This is a genomic window from Fructilactobacillus sp. X8R1C1 (assembly GCF_059900945.1).
The window spans coordinates 134,058-151,252 of sequence record NZ_JBWXVH010000003.1 but is presented as its reverse complement, the minus strand read 5'-3'; the positions used below and the strand labels follow the sequence as shown (position 1 = coordinate 151,252).

At 36.8% G+C, this 17,195-nt stretch carries 16 protein-coding genes and 2 tRNA genes; 6 read left to right on the top strand and 12 right to left on the bottom strand.

The window, feature by feature from the left end:
- Window position 1: 1 nt before the first annotated feature.
- Entirely contained in the window at window positions 2-574 is a 573-nt protein-coding gene (locus tag AC6UD1_RS04040; protein WP_500707357.1) for a thymidine kinase, read from the bottom strand.
- 230 nt (window positions 575-804) lie between these two features.
- Between AC6UD1_RS04040 and AC6UD1_RS04035 the strand changes: the two genes are divergently transcribed.
- Window positions 805-2,157, top strand: a complete 1,353-nt coding sequence (locus tag AC6UD1_RS04035) for a MurT ligase domain-containing protein (protein ID WP_500707356.1) — start codon at window positions 805-807, stop codon at window positions 2,155-2,157.
- Window positions 2,157-2,861: a type 1 glutamine amidotransferase gene (locus AC6UD1_RS04030; protein WP_500696055.1), complete on the top strand. Its 705-nt coding sequence runs from the start codon at window positions 2,157-2,159 to the stop codon at window positions 2,859-2,861. Before AC6UD1_RS04035 ends, AC6UD1_RS04030 begins: the two co-directional genes overlap by 1 nt.
- A 39-nt stretch (window positions 2,862-2,900) precedes the next feature.
- Here the strand turns inward: AC6UD1_RS04030 and AC6UD1_RS04025 are convergent, their stop codons facing one another.
- Window positions 2,901-3,257 carry a DUF1516 family protein gene (locus AC6UD1_RS04025; protein WP_500707355.1) on the bottom strand — a complete coding sequence of 119 codons (357 nt, stop codon included), beginning with the start codon at window positions 3,255-3,257 and terminating at the stop codon, window positions 2,901-2,903.
- A gap of 123 nt (window positions 3,258-3,380) precedes the next feature.
- Here AC6UD1_RS04025 and AC6UD1_RS04020 point away from each other — a divergent pair, with 123 nt between their 5' ends.
- Window positions 3,381-5,771 (top strand): Xaa-Pro dipeptidyl-peptidase, encoded by a 2,391-nt coding sequence (locus AC6UD1_RS04020; protein WP_500707354.1) that lies wholly within the window; start codon window positions 3,381-3,383, stop codon window positions 5,769-5,771.
- A gap of 43 nt (window positions 5,772-5,814) precedes the next feature.
- Here the strand turns inward: AC6UD1_RS04020 and AC6UD1_RS04015 are convergent, their stop codons facing one another.
- The 3 genes from AC6UD1_RS04015 to AC6UD1_RS04005 all read right to left on the bottom strand — a co-directional run bounded on the left by AC6UD1_RS04015 (window position 5,815) and on the right by AC6UD1_RS04005 (window position 8,068).
- A complete protein-coding gene (locus AC6UD1_RS04015) occupies window positions 5,815-6,819 on the bottom strand; it encodes a serine hydrolase domain-containing protein (RefSeq protein ID WP_500707353.1) in 1,005 nt (334 codons plus the stop codon).
- 74 nt (window positions 6,820-6,893) lie between these two features.
- Window positions 6,894-7,916, bottom strand: a complete 1,023-nt coding sequence (locus AC6UD1_RS04010) for a linear amide C-N hydrolase (RefSeq protein WP_500707352.1) — start codon at window positions 7,914-7,916, stop codon at window positions 6,894-6,896.
- 78 nt (window positions 7,917-7,994) lie between these two features.
- Window positions 7,995-8,068: transfer RNA gene (locus AC6UD1_RS04005), tRNA-Glu, on the bottom strand.
- A gap of 117 nt (window positions 8,069-8,185) precedes the next feature.
- Here AC6UD1_RS04005 and AC6UD1_RS04000 point away from each other — a divergent pair.
- Window positions 8,186-8,258, top strand: a tRNA-Gln gene (locus tag AC6UD1_RS04000).
- Between the two features lie 63 nt (window positions 8,259-8,321).
- On the opposite strand, the gene AC6UD1_RS03995 is transcribed toward AC6UD1_RS04000, so the two are convergent.
- The 4 genes from AC6UD1_RS03995 to AC6UD1_RS03980 form a co-directional block, all read right to left on the bottom strand.
- Window positions 8,322-8,789, bottom strand: a complete 468-nt coding sequence (locus AC6UD1_RS03995; RefSeq protein WP_500707351.1) for a DUF2798 domain-containing protein — start codon at window positions 8,787-8,789, stop codon at window positions 8,322-8,324.
- Between the two features lie 131 nt (window positions 8,790-8,920).
- Window positions 8,921-9,415 carry a DnaJ domain-containing protein gene (locus tag AC6UD1_RS03990; RefSeq protein ID WP_500707350.1) on the bottom strand — a complete coding sequence of 165 codons (495 nt, stop codon included), beginning with the start codon at window positions 9,413-9,415 and terminating at the stop codon, window positions 8,921-8,923.
- A 98-nt stretch (window positions 9,416-9,513) separates the two neighbouring features.
- Window positions 9,514-9,819: a TipAS antibiotic-recognition domain-containing protein gene (locus tag AC6UD1_RS03985; protein ID WP_500707388.1), complete on the bottom strand. Its 306-nt coding sequence runs from the start codon at window positions 9,817-9,819 to the stop codon at window positions 9,514-9,516.
- Window positions 9,815-10,102, bottom strand: coding sequence for a MerR family transcriptional regulator (locus AC6UD1_RS03980; protein ID WP_500707349.1), 288 nt, complete (start codon window positions 10,100-10,102; stop codon window positions 9,815-9,817). The genes AC6UD1_RS03985 and AC6UD1_RS03980 overlap by 5 nt, the downstream gene beginning before the upstream one ends.
- A 239-nt stretch (window positions 10,103-10,341) precedes the next feature.
- On the opposite strand from AC6UD1_RS03980, the gene AC6UD1_RS03975 reads away from it, so the two are divergent.
- Window positions 10,342-12,408, top strand: coding sequence for an NlpC/P60 family protein (locus AC6UD1_RS03975; protein WP_500707348.1), 2,067 nt, complete (start codon window positions 10,342-10,344; stop codon window positions 12,406-12,408).
- A 115-nt stretch (window positions 12,409-12,523) separates the two neighbouring features.
- Window positions 12,524-12,838 (top strand): hypothetical protein, encoded by a 315-nt coding sequence (locus AC6UD1_RS03970; protein ID WP_500694336.1) that lies wholly within the window; start codon window positions 12,524-12,526, stop codon window positions 12,836-12,838.
- Window positions 12,839-12,919: 81 nt separating this feature from the next.
- Here the strand turns inward: AC6UD1_RS03970 and AC6UD1_RS03965 are convergent, their stop codons facing one another.
- The 3 genes from AC6UD1_RS03965 to AC6UD1_RS03955 form a co-directional block, all read right to left on the bottom strand.
- The gene (locus AC6UD1_RS03965) at window positions 12,920-14,485 is read right to left on the bottom strand and encodes an RNA-directed DNA polymerase (protein ID WP_500707347.1); all 1,566 of its coding nucleotides are present in this window, start codon (window positions 14,483-14,485) and stop codon (window positions 12,920-12,922) included.
- A gap of 61 nt (window positions 14,486-14,546) precedes the next feature.
- On the bottom strand, window positions 14,547-15,911 hold the full coding sequence (locus AC6UD1_RS03960) for a glucose-6-phosphate isomerase (RefSeq protein WP_500694335.1): 1,365 nt from the start codon (window positions 15,909-15,911) through the stop codon (window positions 14,547-14,549).
- Between the two features lie 97 nt (window positions 15,912-16,008).
- Complete coding sequence (locus tag AC6UD1_RS03955; RefSeq protein ID WP_500707346.1) at window positions 16,009-17,178, bottom strand: class I SAM-dependent methyltransferase; 1,170 nt, start codon at window positions 17,176-17,178, stop codon at window positions 16,009-16,011.
- Window positions 17,179-17,195: the final 17 nt, after the last annotated feature.

The following is a 17,195-nucleotide window of genomic DNA, read 5'->3' as shown; positions in this document are numbered from 1 at the left end:
ATTACTCCTTATTCTTTTGTGCTTCAATCGGAGGATTGAAATAATGATAACGACAAACAGGATAATATGACTCGTTACCACCCATAAAGATCTGCTCGCCCTCGTAAACGGGCTTTCCATCATGGACTCTTAAGTTCATAATTGCTTTCTTTTCACAAAACCAACAAATCGTTTTCATTTCTTCAATCTTATCCGCATACAATAGTAAATACTTCGATCCCTCAAACAATTTATTTTGAAAATCATTTTTAAGTCCAAATGCCATGACCGGAATATGTAATTGATCAACCACTTCGGTTAATTCGAAGATGTGATGCTTATTTAAAAACTGGGCTTCATCAACTAACACACAACTAATGGGTTCATCGCGTTTTTCAATTTCATCTTTTACCATTTTAAATGCGTTTGAATCAGAATTAATTGAAAGGGCCTTGCGAGTCAACCCAATCCGAGAAGCAATGGTCCCCTTCTTTTCCCTGGTATCAACGCCACTTGTCATCAAAATAACTGATTTACCCTGTTCCTCATAGTTATGAGCGACTTTGATAATTTCGATTGATTTTCCGCTATTCATTGCTCCGTAACGAAAGAATAGTTGTGCCAAGTTATCACCTTTTCTCTATTTTCACTAACTTTTTCATTATATCGAATTTACCACTTTTTCGCATCCAAATTCAAAATTTGTTCTACCATTTGAATAATTGCTTTTTCTTAAATTAGTTACTATTCTTACTTATAAGCGTAATTTTATGATAGAATTATTTTAATTGTGCAAAACTAATCATTTCTAAGGGAGAACTCATTATGTCATTTCAGAGTAGAATTGCCACCATGGCTGGTAAGTCATCTTACTGGTTCCTGCATAATTTTTTGCACCGTGGTAGCTCATTACCAGGAAAAATAACCACTGCAATTGATCCCAATATTTTAAAGACGCTGGGTAAAAATTACGATGTGATTATTGTGTCAGGAACGAACGGTAAAACTTTGACTACCGCACTGATCGTTCAAGTCCTAAAGGAAGAATATGATCAAATTCTGACTAATCCAACTGGATCTAACATGACTCAGGGAATTGTCTCAACCTTTTTACAAGCAAAGCATCCCAAATATGGTGAAAATCCAATTGCAGTCTTAGAAGTTGACGAAGCCAACGTAAAACCGGTTGTTAAGGCCATCAAACCAAAGATGTTTGTTTTGACTAATATCTTCCGTGACCAACTGGATCGTTATGGTGAGATTTACACTACCTACCAAAAAATCTTAAATGGGATCTTACTAGCTCCAGATGCCTTAGTGGTTGCAAACGGTGATTCCGCCATTTTTAACTCTAAAAAAATGCCAAATCAACAAGTGTTCTATGGCTTTCAAGATCAACCAGCTGATAAAGACATCAAGGCAGCCCCTAACACGGATGGGGTCCTTTGTCCCGTTTGTTCGCACATTATGCACTACCATTACATCACTTACGGAAATTTAGGTGATTACTTCTGTCCTAACTGTGGTTTCCATCGTCCAGAACTAGATTACAAAGTCACTAAAGTGGTGGACGAAACCCCAACTAGTTCAACCTTTGACATTGATGGAAACCAGTATTCAATTGATGTTGGTGGAACATACAATATTTACAATGCTCTCGCAGCTTATGCGGCGGGTCGACAAATGGGAGTTCGTCCTGATCAAATTAAACACGCTTTTGAAACCAACAAGCGACTCTTTGGAAGACAGGAAGAAATCAAAGTTGGTAATAAAGAAGTAACCATTGTGTTAGTTAAAAATCCAGTGGGACTTAATCAAGTCATTGACATGATTTCTCATGAAAGGGAACCATTTTCGTTTGTCTTTCTTGAAAATGCTAACTATGCTGACGGAATTGACACGAGTTGGATCTGGGATGGCGACTTTGAACGTCTGCCAAAGATGAACATTAAAAAATTCATTTCCGGTGGTGAACGATACAAAGACATTACCTTCCGCCTTAAGGTTGCTGGGGTTCATGACGACAATCACATCATTGAACCAAACATTGAAAAAGTCTTGGAACAAATTAAGCAGCTTCCCACTAAAAAAGTTTACGTTCTGGCCACTTACACGGCTATGCTTCAATTCAGACACTTACTAGCACAAAAGGGATTCATTAAAGGAGGAATGGACTAATGACAAAAACCATTCGAGTGGCTCACTTATATGGTGACTTAATGAATACTTACGGTGATATCGGTAACATTTTGTCGTTACGATATTACGCTAAACAGATTGGCGTTGAGGTCACCTCAAACGTTGTTAGTTTAGAAGAAGGGTTCAACGCAGACGATTATGATTTCATGGTTTTCGGTGGTGGACAAGACTTTGAACAAACCATTGTTTCAAAAGACATTCAAACCAAAAAGGACGAAATTAAACGTTTCATTGAACAAGGCAAGCCTGTTATTGCAATTTGTGGTGGCTTCCAGTTACTTGGAAACTACTACGTTGCAGCTAATGGCGAAAAGCTTCCTGGCATTGGTGCCCTTGATCACTACACGGATGCAATGAAGGACAATCGTTTCATTGGAAACATTGAAATTCAAAACGAACAAACCAAGGAAAGATACCATGGCTTTGAGAACCACGCCGGGGTCACATACCTGGGTCCAAGCGAGCGAGCACTTGGTAAGGTCATTAAGGGACATGGAAATAACGGGAAAGATGGGACCGAGGGTGCCATCTATAAAAACACCGTTTGTACCTATTTTCATGGACCCATCCTAGCTCGAAACGGAAACCTAGCAAAGCGAATGATGTTTCATGCCCTTGAAAAGAAATATCATGATACCGATTTTTCAGAAGATAAGAAAAAAGTAAAAGTTGAATCATTCTAAAATTAAAGCACTACCGATTAAATTGGTAGTGCTTCTTTTTTACATAAAATGAATAAACGGTCGACCACCTGCTAGAAGCAATCCAAGAATTGCCACCACTATAATTGCAATCACGGTCATCCACAAAAACCATCCTGAAAGTTTCTGTTGTGATTTAAAGGCAAACGCCATCTCAATCAGACCAATCAATAGTAACGCGCAAACAACCTTGATAATCGTCAAGATTGGATCACGTCCCCATGCAAATGGGATCAGAAAAATTCCCGAAATAATTAAAATCACATAACAGAGTCTGGCAATCATCGTCATGGCTTTAAAATGCCAGTTCGAAAAAAGAGCGATACAAACCACAATAAAAAGAACCAACCACGTTAATAAATGAATCCAAATTAGCATAATAACACTTCCCCATTTAGATTAACTCCATTATACACAATCCATAAGGACTTTTAGTCATAATTCGTTAACACCCTTCTCTGGTTATGGCATAATTACTGAAAAGAAGGAGTGGTGGATGACATGAAAAATAATCAGTTCGCACAAGTACTAGTTGACCTTAACACCGCTAAGCAAGAGTTAGCCCAAGTTGGCTTTAATCCAACCGAAATCGAAAATTCTAAAACCGTTTCAGAAGCATTTTTGAAATTACTTAGTAAAACGCTTATTAACGTAAACAATAAAAGTGGTCAAATGGAGCAATTGAATAATCAACTAGCGACTCCAGATAAACGACTTGGCGATTATTTGCAAAATAATGGTGAAGTCAACCAACGGGTTTTCTACCTAGTTGCCCTCCAACTGCTTGAATTTCAAGCAGACGTCGACTTTCAGGTTGATGAACCACTAAAAGCGATGAAAGAAATTCATTTGAAGTACTTTAATAAACCTGGTCAGTGGGACATAGACGACTTACTTCAAGCTTGGTACCTTCTACTAACCACCCATAACAAGACTGGTCAAACCTACCTTGATCACTTAGCAAACCAGGGATTCTTTAAGGGATTTCCAAAAGATAAGCCCCTCTTCTTTAATGGCAAAGCGCAGGCTATTTTTGAACCAGAAGACCTCATTTATGAGACAGTCTACGTTGAAACCGACACTGATTCTGATAAGGACGGAAAAGCTGATCTAATCAAAGCTGAGATCACCCGTCCCAAAACTAGTTTCAAGCTAGGAACTCTTTATACGGCTAGTCCGTACGACCAAGGGACAAACGATGCGTTTGGAGACCAAATCACTCATGATGTAAACAAACCAATTATTCGAAAAGAACCAGATGATACCATTTATTCTGACATTATGTATGAAGAACAACCCCAAAAGTTTAGTACTAGAACACCAAAGGGTTTTTCCGATGAAGCCATTGAGAGACACGTTGCAAAGCCCGGTTATACTTTAAATGACTACTTCTTAATGCGGGGATATGCAGTGGTTTATTCAGCTGGTATTGGAACCAAAGATTCTGACGGAATTCAGATGTGCGGTTCTCCCGAACAAACCGATTCAACAGTTGCGGTGATTGAATGGCTCAATCATAAACGGCGGGCATTCACCAACCGCACGGACAACATCGAGATCAAAGCTGACTGGTCCAATGGTAATGTAGCAATGACCGGACGGTCCTACCTAGGAACCCTTGCCAATGCTGCAGCAACCACTGGAGTGAACGGCCTTAAAACCATTATTTCAGAAGCCGCCATCTCTTCTTGGTACGATTATTATCGTGAAAATGGCCTTGTAATGGCTCCCGGCGGATTTCAGGGAGAAGACGCTGACGTTTTAGCGGCTGAGACATTCAGTAGAAGTCTCAATCCTGGTGATAATTTCCAGATCCGGCCCTTCTTTGATCGCTACTTATCAATTATGCAAAAACAGATGGACCGTACTACCGGAAATTACAATGAATTTTGGGACGAAAGAAACTATCGAAACAATGTTAAAAACATTAAAGCCGATGTCTTGCTTGTGCAGGGCTTAAACGACTGGAATGTTAAACCAGTCAACGCAGCTAAACTATGGCAAGGAATCAGGTCTCTTCCAATCAATCAAAAGATTATCCTTCACCAAGGTCAACACATTTACATCAACGCCTTTCGTTCGTTTGATTTCAACGATATCGTCAACATGTGGATTTCACATGAGTTATATGGGATTGAGAATAACGTAATGAACCAAATCCCAAATATGATTGTGCAAGACAACGTCAAGCCGGAAACGTGGAACAAAAAGAATAACTGGCTTGATAATCATAGTAAAAAATACTACTTAAATGATGAAAAACTAAGCAAAACTTCAAACAAAGGCCAACTTAAATACCAAGACCAGTTGGATTTGTCGCGATTTAAGGCATACTGTTCTCATCCAACACGGTGGGAAAAAGACTTACTTGATTCAAACAGTTCATTAAAAGGACACCGTTTGATCTTTAAGACAATATCTTTTAGTGAAGATCAAATCATTTCGGGATTTAGTACCCTTCATCTACGCATCGCCACGTCTAAGAACGTCGGACTCTTGTCAGCCCAATTGGTCGATTATGGGGACGCTAAAAGATTGAATGTTACCCCTACCATTCTTGAGCCCAAAGGAATTCTACTAGGACACAAATGGTACACGGATGATCTACGGGAATTCACTTTAAATAAGCATTCAACACCAAATAAAATGATTTCGTTTGGACATATGAACCTTCAGAATCGCCATTCTGCTTATCAAAACGATCAATTGGTCCCAAACCGATTTTATGATATTGACTTAACTTTACAACCAACCTTCTACCACCTTCCAGCTGGCAGAAAACTTGGACTAGTACTATACGGAACTGACTTTCAGATGACTCAGCGCGGGAATCAAGAGATTGAGTACACGATTGATTTGGAAAACAGTTATCTTAAAGTTCCTTATAAATAAGAAAAACACGTTTGTCTTAAATTAAAGCAAACGTGTTTTTAATCTAATTAAATAATTCGTAAAGATAGGTGTTAATTAAGTCATTTCGATCTTCCATGAAATGATCACTTAAGTGAGGGTGAACCCGATTAGACAAAAAGACAAAGCCACTCTTTTGGTCCCGATTGAGTACGATTACCACCCCTGTGTAACCGGACTGCCAAATGTACGGATGACCTTCGTAATCAGCTAAAGCCCATCCAAATGACCGGGTGCCATCTTCCATCGGCGTCTGATCGGTATACAACTCATCAAACGTCTCATTATTAAAGATGCTACTACGACTATTAACCTGAAGCATCCACTGGGCAAAACGAGACAAGTCATTTAAAGTACTAAACATCCCAGCTGAACCACAATCATCGCCCAAGATTTGCGCCTTCGGGTCATGAACTTCACCCTGCAAATTAGTACGGGTTTCTTCATTGTATGTAGTGGGAACAGAACGTTGCACTTCTGGGTGAAAAGTCGTGTCATTTAAACCAAGTGGTTTTAGGACCATTTGCGTAATCAGTGGTTGAATAGGAATTCCCATTACCAACCCAGCAATCCATCCTAAGAAAATATAGTTCACGTCTTCGTATTTCATTTGCTTGTTAAAATTATCGCCCACATGAAGACCTAAAAGAGCCTCACGAAGCTGATTGATGTTCATCAGATTTCGATTGGGAATGTACCCTTCAATCCCGGACGTATGAGTCAACAAGTGACGAATTGTAACCTCTGGATACTTCCATTCTGGTAAATAGTCGGAAACAGAATCATCCAAGTGAATTCGCCCATCTTGAAGTAATCGCATGATAACCGGCAGGGTCCCGACAACTTTAGTCAAAGAAGCAATATCGTAAACGTCGTTTGGTCCAACGACTTCTTTCGTTGGCTCCACTTGCTTCAATCCCATTTCATCACTTTCAACGTTCATCCCAGTGATAAACGAAAATGCCGCTCCTGGAATACTCTGGCTTTCAATCATTTTTTTTATTTTAGCTTTTGTCTTTGAAAAATTCATTTTTATTCTCCTAATAACCTCAATTATACCAATTTCTCTAAAAATTAAGAGAGCAAATTGCCTCCAGATTGAATTTACTGAAGATCATTAACTTTCCACGTCTGATCAACGTCAAATTTCTCAATTTCAGTGCGGTTAGGATCAAGAGTAGCACGGGTCATCGTCGGACAGCTTGGTGTTTGTAAATACAAGGTCCTGTTCTTAACATCATAACCAACCCAATACTGAGTAAAATCACACTGTTGCGGCAAATCAGGATTTCGACTGATACCCTTTGGAACGATGAATGGCTTAAAGCAATTGTATAAAGTGCTTGTTCCTTCATCATCTGAAAACTCATCAATGTTTTTAGAGATAAAAGTTGCCCGAATAAACCGCGATGGTGAAGAATAATCTCCTGGAAGCCCAAGCATTCCATATCCAGTACCACCTTCGATTGGATTAACCGGTAATTTTCCACCAATCTTAGTCGGCTTCTGATTATAAGCATTTAACGAAACGTAATTTCTGAGGTTAGTAGTATGAAATGAATATCGTGGACTATTGGTCATCACCCCAATACTATCGTATATTTTAAATCCACCATTGTCCGTTGCTTCAAGCACAATGGAATTCCCGTTTTCATCAGAAAAGGTGTAATGAAGATGAAGCTTGCCAGCTTTTCCATGAAAAACATAAGCTTTATCAATCAATCCAGTGGTCTTAGCGAGTCTTCTGATGTCATCAAGCGTCGCACATTGAGTTAAAACATATGTCCCAAATTCCTCACCAAAAACTGGTGTTAGATTACGAGCTTTTAAATCTGTTTCACTTCCATGAGTGGTTTCCAGAAGAACCTGAAGATCTCCGGTGATTCCCTTTTCATTGATCCCATCAAACAGAAGACTCCCTTCGTCAGGTCCAATCCCCATAACTACATACTTGCTACGCCAGTTTTTTAATTTTGACTGAATTATCTGATTTGCGGGAATATTTACGATTTTAGTTGAGACAGCCGCTTTTTCGTTATGAGAATCAAAAAGTGAAACCATAAAGTCCATCGTACGGCCCCAAAACGGATGACCATCCGTAGATTTAATAATAATTGAAGTACACATATCCAAATCCTCCTCAGATTTCTTTATAAAAAAATGCCTCCAAACATAACTATGTTTGAAGGCACCATCATCTTTGAATTACCCGTATGAGACTTGAACTCATAGCTCCGCCTTGAGAGGGCGACGTCTTAAACCAGTTTGACCAACGGGCAATAAACTGAACAATTACATAGTTTACCCAATTTAAACCGGTCTGTCAACAAAGTAATGCAAAATTTTCTGTTGACAACTGTCCATAAAGAATTGTAGTATATTAGTTGTTCAAATATTGAGTATTCGCCAAATTGGTAAGGCAGCGGACTCTGAATCCGCAATTTACTGGTTCGAGCCCAGTATACTCAACTATAAATACTAAAAGAACCATTTCAATAACTATTGAAATGGTTCTTTTTTATTGAATTGATTCTAATTCCTGATTTCTTGAACCTTACTTAAAACCATTCTAGCAATTGGTCCAACGATCAGAAGTTGTAATGGCAGGGCCAAAATCAAGTTTCTAATCCATGTCATCCCAAACGTTGCTAGATTAAGACTTGAAAATCCGCTTTCAACTACAATTCCGAAAATTGACATGCAAGTTACCATTCCCAACACCATCAAAATTGAAATTCCTAAAGAAATCAAAAGCGGCTTCTCTTCCATTTTTTCATTAAAAATAAATTTGAAAAAGATTCCTTTTGCAAGTGGTCCCACAAAAAGTAAATCACAAACAGCCGCAATAACTAACGCAAATGGATAACCCACTAACACACTTTTAACAAAGGTGGAATCAACCCCACTCCCAAGTGCAATATTATAGGCTTCCATCACGATCACCATCATTCCGGCCATTAATCCAGTAAACAATAATTCTTCCTTAAAATCCTTTGGCATACTTAACCTCCTAATTTTTCAGCAGTGATTAATCTACCATAAAGAATTTTTTCATGTAAGTTTTTATTACACTAAAAACTTAATTACTAAAAATAAAGACCAGCATTTTAATGCTCGATCTTTATAATTAATCACTTTTTCTGATAGAAGTAATACAAAATTCCACACACAATCAAAACCGCATAAGTAATGCTAAGCGGCAATACTTTAATCACAATTACTACCGTCGCAATCGAAATTGCGATTGCAATCCAGAAAATTGCCTTACCAATGTCAACTTCAGTAAAATGATGAGGTTCATGACTTTGATTTTGATGATGATAATTAGAATAATTGTAATTAGTATTTTGCTGATAAGAATCATTGTTAGTGTTAGACTCATTAGAATGCGACTCATAACTAGACTGACTTGATCCAGTATATGATCCAGAACTGTAATTATTTTCCTTAATAATTTCGTACGCACTGGTAATTTCTTTGAACTTGGAGGCAGCATCAGGAGAATGATTAACATCAGGATGATACTTCTTAGCCAATTTGCGATAAGCTCGATCAACTTCTTGTTTGTCTGCTGTTGTGGGTAATCCTAATATTGCATAATAATAGTCTAAGCTTCCATACGCCATCATAATCCCCTCCCGTAAGTGTATTTACACTAATTCTACCAAACATTGAACAATTCGGTTAATCAGTGCTTAATAAAACGTCTTTGGGGTTAGGGTCATTACTTTGCATATTTTTGAATTGATTGAGCCAAAATTTCTGTGGCACCAGTTCCCACTTTATTATCGTAATATTTTTGAAACCGGCCATCATTTAAATAAATTTTAGACAGTCCTTGATGAGCTTCTATAGAATAATTTGGCCATGTATATTGCAAACACTTTTTGTGTAATTTGTAAATTTTTCTTCCATTATAATCAGTATTTTTATTCCTTAATGATTGTTTTAATAAATCAATCATTCGATTTTCCATTTCTTGTATATTTTGAAAATCAACGGCAAATAAGTTTAAATGCTTTTGATTAATCGGGTAAGGTGCCGGCCCTGTTCAGATAAAATCTTTCTTGAATCAGTACTGTATTGTGAAAATTAAAGGCTGGATCACTCATAATTTTTTTAATTTCTTTTAAGTCAAAACCAAAACTTTTGTAAAATAAAATCACCTGTAATTTCAAAACATAGTTAGAATTATAATTTCGATAACCAGAATCAATATCTCTTCTTGGAACTAATAAACCAATTCGATCGTAATATTGAAGAGTTCGTGTTGTTATGCCCGCCATATCAGCTAATTCTTTTGTTTTATACATTACTATCACCTTCGTATAAATATTGTAAACGGTCACGTAACGTCGTGGTCAAGCAGTCTGGTTATATTTTGTAAGTAGCACAGTCATATTACATCAATGTTACTGAAACATTACTAGTTTAACAAACTATTTCCTGAATGTTTCGCACTATATCATTATAGTTACGCTTGAGTTTAACTCTTTTTTTCACATAGTTTTGATGTTATTGTTTATATATTCCAAAGGAGGAAATTAAATATATGAATAATGATAAATTACACTATAAAATGTACAAAGCTGGTAAGAGATGGATGTTTGCTGCCCTTGCAACTACAATGGTTGCCGGTGGCCTTCTAACTACCAGTAGCGTTGTTAACGCTGACGCCTTAGGAAATAACGCACAAGCTACTCAAAGTGCCAAGAAAGATAATGGCACTATTAAAAATGATTCATCTAAGAGCGCAGCCAAAGTTAACACTAACGTTGATAATCAAACAAACGATGCTAATGCTACTAAAGATGCCACTACTCAAACTAATGTTGCTTCAAACAATGATGTAAACAACACCACTAATGATGCAACAAAAGCTACAACTACTAACGATCAATCAGCAACTACTGATAATAATCAAGTAGCTGAAAACAACCAAAACAATCAAAATGATGCTAACAATGATGCCGTTAAAAACGATAACCAAACATCAACTGTTACACCAAACAAGATTGAAAACAAGGTTGCAGAAGCTGTTACTCCTGCACAATCAGCTAAAACTGATGTTAACGTTAATAATTTAGACAACGCTGTTTCTGCTAAAGCAGATAACAAGCAAAACAACAACGCTGACCAAAAGACTACTAACAACGATTCAGTTAAAGCCGAAGCTACTACACAAGCACAATCAGTAAATACTGAAAAAGCTGAAAATAATGTAACCCCAGCTACTAAATCTGAAACTACTCAACAATCACCTGCTAAGCAAGCACCCGTTTCAAACAACAATGCAAAACAAGCTGATGCTAACACTACTACCCCTGCACAATCAGCTAAGACTGAAACTGTTAAGACTAACACTCAAAACAACAATGTTACCCCAGCAGCTCATTCTTACTCAAACGTTCAATTAAGTGCTGCTCGTGCAGCCGCAACTAACTTTAGAGTTCAAAATGTCAGCTTTAGAGCTCAAAATACTAATGCCGATCAAGTAGTTAACATTGGTAGACAATATGTTGGAACTCCATACGTTTGGGGTGGCAGTACACCAGCTGGATTTGATTGCTCTGGATTCGTTCAATACGTATTTGGCAAGGCTGGATACAGTCTTCCAAGAACTACTTACAGTCAATACCCTGCTACACAACACATTTCACGTAGCCAGGCTCAAAAAGGTGATTTAGTATTCTTCTCTAACGGTGGAGATCTTTACCACGTTGGAATTTACTTAGGTAACGGTTTAATGCTTGATGCTCAAAACCGTGGTGTTATTTACAACGATTCACTAAGCTACTTCCCTGGTACCGTATTATTCGGACGTGTTAACGGATTTAACGGTGGAAGCGCAAGTACTTACACACCAAGCCAAAACACTAACAACAATTCATATACTCCAAGAGTTAACTACGTTCAACAAAACGTAAGCACTCCAGCTGCAAGACCTGCTAATAACAGAGCATACACTTACAACTTAAGAGCTAGTGTCCCTACTACTCAATTGAACACTGTTAATAAATCAGCTAGTGTTACACCAACTCCAGCTGCTTCAACTAACCAACAACAAACTAACACTACTGGTACACCACAAAACAACGTTAATAAGGTTAAATTGAGTGTTCAACCAGCAAAGTCATCTGTATCAAACACTAATGCCAACACTAACGAGACTGTTAAAACTTCAAAGACGACTCCTAACGTTCAACAAAATGTTCAACAAACTCCAGCAGCACCTAAAGAACAAGTAAGTAACTTGTCAAATGACACTACTGCTAAGAAGAACACAGTTGATTTGAACGCTTCAAAGAAGTCAACTGACCAAAGGGCAACTCTTAACAAGAAGACTTCCGCTAAGGTTGTTTCAAACAAAGAAGTTTCTGACAAGAATGCTTCAAACAAAGAAACTGCTGCTAAGGTAAACAATGATGATAAGACAACTTCACACATTGCTACTAAGGATAACGGTCAAGCTTCTGCAGTTAAAAACAATGACCAAAAAAATGGTCACATCTTGCCACAAACTGGTCAAGCAAGTACACTACTTATGAGTGCCATTGGTTCTATCATGGTTGCTCTTGCCGCAGTACTTGGTTTCAGACGTAAAGATACTGACAAATAATATCTAAATTAATAAATGGTCTTCCGATTAATCGGAAGACCATTTTTATTTATAAAATTAGATTGCTATTGAAACAGCATTAGTGCTATTCTTTTTATATTGGAGGTATGACAATATGGACGCACACTCAAAAGAAAAAGAACTTAAAAAATTAATCAAGGATCAAGAAAAGTTCCAAAAAGAAAACTCAGATAAATTCAACGCTGATTTATTATCTAATTACAACGAACGAATGGACGTTGTGAAAGAGTTGATTGAAAACGAAAATCAGACCAATAACTTACGTGATACTAAGGTTGCTAAGCCGACTCGAGATGACAAACGTGGAATGGACAAAAACCGTCACGTTGATGATCAAATGAATGATCTTGAAAGAGCACAACAACGCTTAATTAAGAAGCTACGTACTCTTGAAGGAAAATGGGAATAACTAGATTTAATAGTTTATAAAAGCATGTTTTTAAATAAAAATAGTGTTTAATCTATTCAAATAGATTAAACACTATTTTTATTAATACGGATAATTATTAAACAAATTTACTTCATTCTTTGATATTGCAAAGCTTAATTCTTTGATCCCTCTTTTATCCACAATTGAATTTTCATCAAATCCATCTCTTAGCCAATCAGAGTTCCAAATATTTTTTTGAAAACCTTCAGCCTTTTTACACAAAGGATCATTAAAATTATCTTTCTTTTCTGCTTGTATACTAAGCCTCTGTAGCCATATATCAACAAATCCTGTATTAGGAATATCATCTAGTTTTTTGATAATATCTTTCACTATTTTATTTGTTTTATTTTCTTTACTGAAATTTGATGTTTTATCTGAATTTGATTCTATCTCAAGAATCCGACTTATAGCAGCAGCTTCTTGTGGCATTGATTTGGGCGATATCAGCATTATATTAACCAAAATACTAATCAATTGATTATAATCATCTATTTTTAATTCATTAGATAATCGTTGAATAAATTCATTTAAAGATACTGTCACACTTCCTGAGTTAGGAAATTTCGTTGCTAATTCGTATATTTGCCATAAATGTTTTTGTAAAGTCATTTGATAAACTAATTGTTTATTAAACTTTTTAACTTGAATAAGTGGTCTTTGTTGTGTCCAATATAATTTATCCTTTTTTATAGAAGTTCCGATAATGTCAGATGAAAAACTAGTTTTTTTAGAGTTAAGATGAAAACTTAATTCAGATAAAACATCAGCTAGCATTTTAATTATCTTTTCTCCATCTTCCCTTGAATTAACAAAAATCCTATAATCATCTCGATATCTTATTATTTTATAATCTACCAAATCCTGACCGAATCTATCTTTTATACAAGAAGATAATTCACTATCCGCATACCCTAAGACAATTTCAGCTATAAAATTAAATAATTCACCACCTTGAGGTATACCATTGGTCTGTCCATACTGCATATGTCTTATTGCTTCATCTATTCTGTTTCCTACGCCACTATTTCTATTGTTTTTAGCATTTTCTTTACCCTGTAACGCCCACGGAATACTATGTGTATAAATAGAATCATAACAAGTAACAATATCAGTTTTTATACAATATTTATACTTTAGGGCATATTCTATAGAGCTCTGTTCTATATTTTTCCACCAATTAGTTATGGTCTCAGCTTTGTCAGTTTTATTGGTTTTAGATTCTATGGGAATACTAATACAACTAATCTTTTTATTATCTTCAAATTCTTTAAATTTATTAATTATTTCTTCCCAATTACTTATTATAATATTAACTAAGTCCACATAAGCAACTGGATGTACAATCTGTAGTTTTCTCCATGCATACATCCCATCCTTATTCATCAATAATGAATAATTAACATGAGATTCATGTGAAAGAGAATCTCTTTCTTTTGAAATGTTACCAATATCATTGTTGTGATTCCTAAGTAACTTGTCAGCATTTTCTAATACCTCATTAAATTTAAAATAAGATGGCAGTTGAATTGGAACATAACTTGTTTCCTTAAGAAAGTATCTTCTTGCTTCATCTTTATCCATTTCTAATAAACTTTTAGGAACTTTGCTTTGATTATCTATCAATTCATTCTCCTATTAAAAAAAAGAACGAATTCGGACAACCGAATTCGTTCTTTTTATCTATCTAGTTATTGTTTTCCTTTTTTAATTCTGCATCCAGTTTCTTGGTTAATTCTTCGTAACCAGGTTTACCTAATAGTGCGTACATATTATTCTTGTATGCTTCAACGCCTGGTTGATTGAATGGATTAATACCATTTAAGTAACCAGAAATAGCAACCGCAACTTCAAAGAAGTAAATCAAGTAACCGAGTGAATATTCTGATTGATCAGGAATATGAACGGTCATAACTGGAACCCCACCATCGGTATGAGCTAAAACAACCCCTTCATAGGCTTTGGTATTAACTTCGTTAACCGTGTCATCTTGAAGGTATTTAAGACCATCAAGGTTTGACTCTTCCTTTGGAATCGCAATATCGTCATCAGGCTTATCTAATTTAACAACCGTTTCAATCAGATCACGGAGTCCCTCTTGAATGTATTGACCTAATGAATGAAGATCAGTTGTAAAGTTAGCTGATGATGGATAAATTCCCTTTTGGTCTTTTCCTTCTGACTCACCCATTAACTGCTTCCACCACTCTGAGAACATTCTCATGTTTGGTTCGTAGTTTTCGAGTAATTCAGTGGTGTAACCCTTTCTGTAAAGGATATTTCTCAACGCAGCGTAACGATAGGCATCGTTTTTATTAACATCTGGATTGGTGTATTCCTTAGAAGAATCAAGTGCACCCTTCATTAATTGACTAATATCAGCACCGGTAGCAGCAATTGGTAATAAACCAACTGGGGTAAGAACTGAGTATCGTCCACCAACACCATCTGGAATTACGAAGGTTTCGTAGCCGTTAGCGTCGGCTTCTTGTTTCAAAGCACCTCGATGAGCATCAGTAGTAGCATAGATTCGTTTGTTAGCTTCATCTTCACCATACTTTTTAACTAACTTTTCCTTGAAAATTCGGAAAGCAATTGCTGGCTCAGTGGTTGTTCCAGACTTAGAAATGATGTTAATTGAAAAGTCATCGTCACCAATGTAGTTCAACAAATCATGAATGTATGGGGCACTAAGTGAATTACCCGCAAAGACAACTTTGACACCACGACGCTTGTCGTCAGGTTCAGAGTTGTAAAACGTACCATTTAGAAAATCAACGGCCATCTTAGCACCTAAGTATGAACCACCAATTCCAATCACAACTAAAACCTTTGAATCAGACTTGATTTTGTCAGCCGCTTTTTGAATTCTTGCGAACTCATCTTTGTCATAATTTTCTGGAAGATCTAACCAATCCCGGAAATCATTTCCAGCACCAGTGCCATCCCTTAACTCTTTATCCGCTGCAGTCACCATCGCTTGAATCTCAGGCAACTCATCCGGATGTACAAACTTGCTTAACTTAGAATCATCAAATTTCAAATAAGCCATTACACTATCCCCACTTTCTATAATATCGCTTACATTATACAACAAAAATTAATTACATAATGATGTTTTTGCTCTGTTAATTTTATTATATTAGTTCTTATTTAATCCGCACATTGATCCCCTTAAATGATCCCTCACGTTCATAATCAGGGTCAATCGGAAAATCATTTGGGTTAGAATAAGTCTTGCCAAAATTAACGTTAACACCGTTTGCGGCAAATGCATCCGAGATTTCAGACCGAAACTTTTTCGAATTCATTTTATTGGTATCTGTGGTAAAGAAGACGGACGCATCCTTACTAGCAACTTGACTTACCGCACTAACGAGAGCTTGTAAGTCACGCTTAATCTCAAACCGATTCTTTTTATCTCTAACAAAGACAGGCACGTTAACGGTAATTAAGTCAAACTTCAAATCATGTTTTTGCGCATAATCTAAGTACCCAAAGACACTCATTTTTCTGACCTCTTGGGCACCAATCACGTATCCATTAGCATCAATTTCATTAATCAATTGAGATTTAGCACGATTACTATCGTCAACGTTAACGGTCTTAACGCTACCACCACCAATCATGGCACTAGCAACTCCGGTTCCCTCATAAAATAAATTTAGACCAACTTTATCTTGTGATTGATCAAAAACGTCCTGTCTTACATCGCGATAAATAATGTCTAATCCTGTCATTTTGGCGTTCTGTAAACTAATTGGATACGTTACTTCACCTTCCAAGACATTGGCCGAGCCTACAGGATCGGGACTAGCGTTTTCAACTGACTTGATTTCAGAACCATGTTCAAACTGCTGATACTCGTATAAATTCTGGTAACTCCCCAATTGATTAACAATGATTGGAATCAACTGATTTCGTAATTGATAAATTCCAACATTTTCCCAGATAATCACGTCTTGACCATCGTAACTGTCAATCGTAATTCCAGCCAAACCGTCTCCTTGTCCGTTGAACAGGCGATGAATATCAATGCCTTCATCTTGAAGTAAGATCCGCTTACTAAAAGCCTGACTAAATATGTGGCCAAAGAAATGATCGTCAATGGATTGATTTTCCTTACGGTCCAAAATCCAACCAATTCCGCCGGCTTGTTTGCCAAAGTAAGCACTGGCAACGAAATGATCTCCCTTAATTAAAGCCACGACCTCGCCGTTGTTAAAATCCGCTTCGCTAACTAAATCTTTTTCACTAATTTGTGGATAACCGCCCTCAAATTTTTTGACGGCTTTACCGGTTATTTCAACTTTTTTCATATTATTTTATTCTCCTC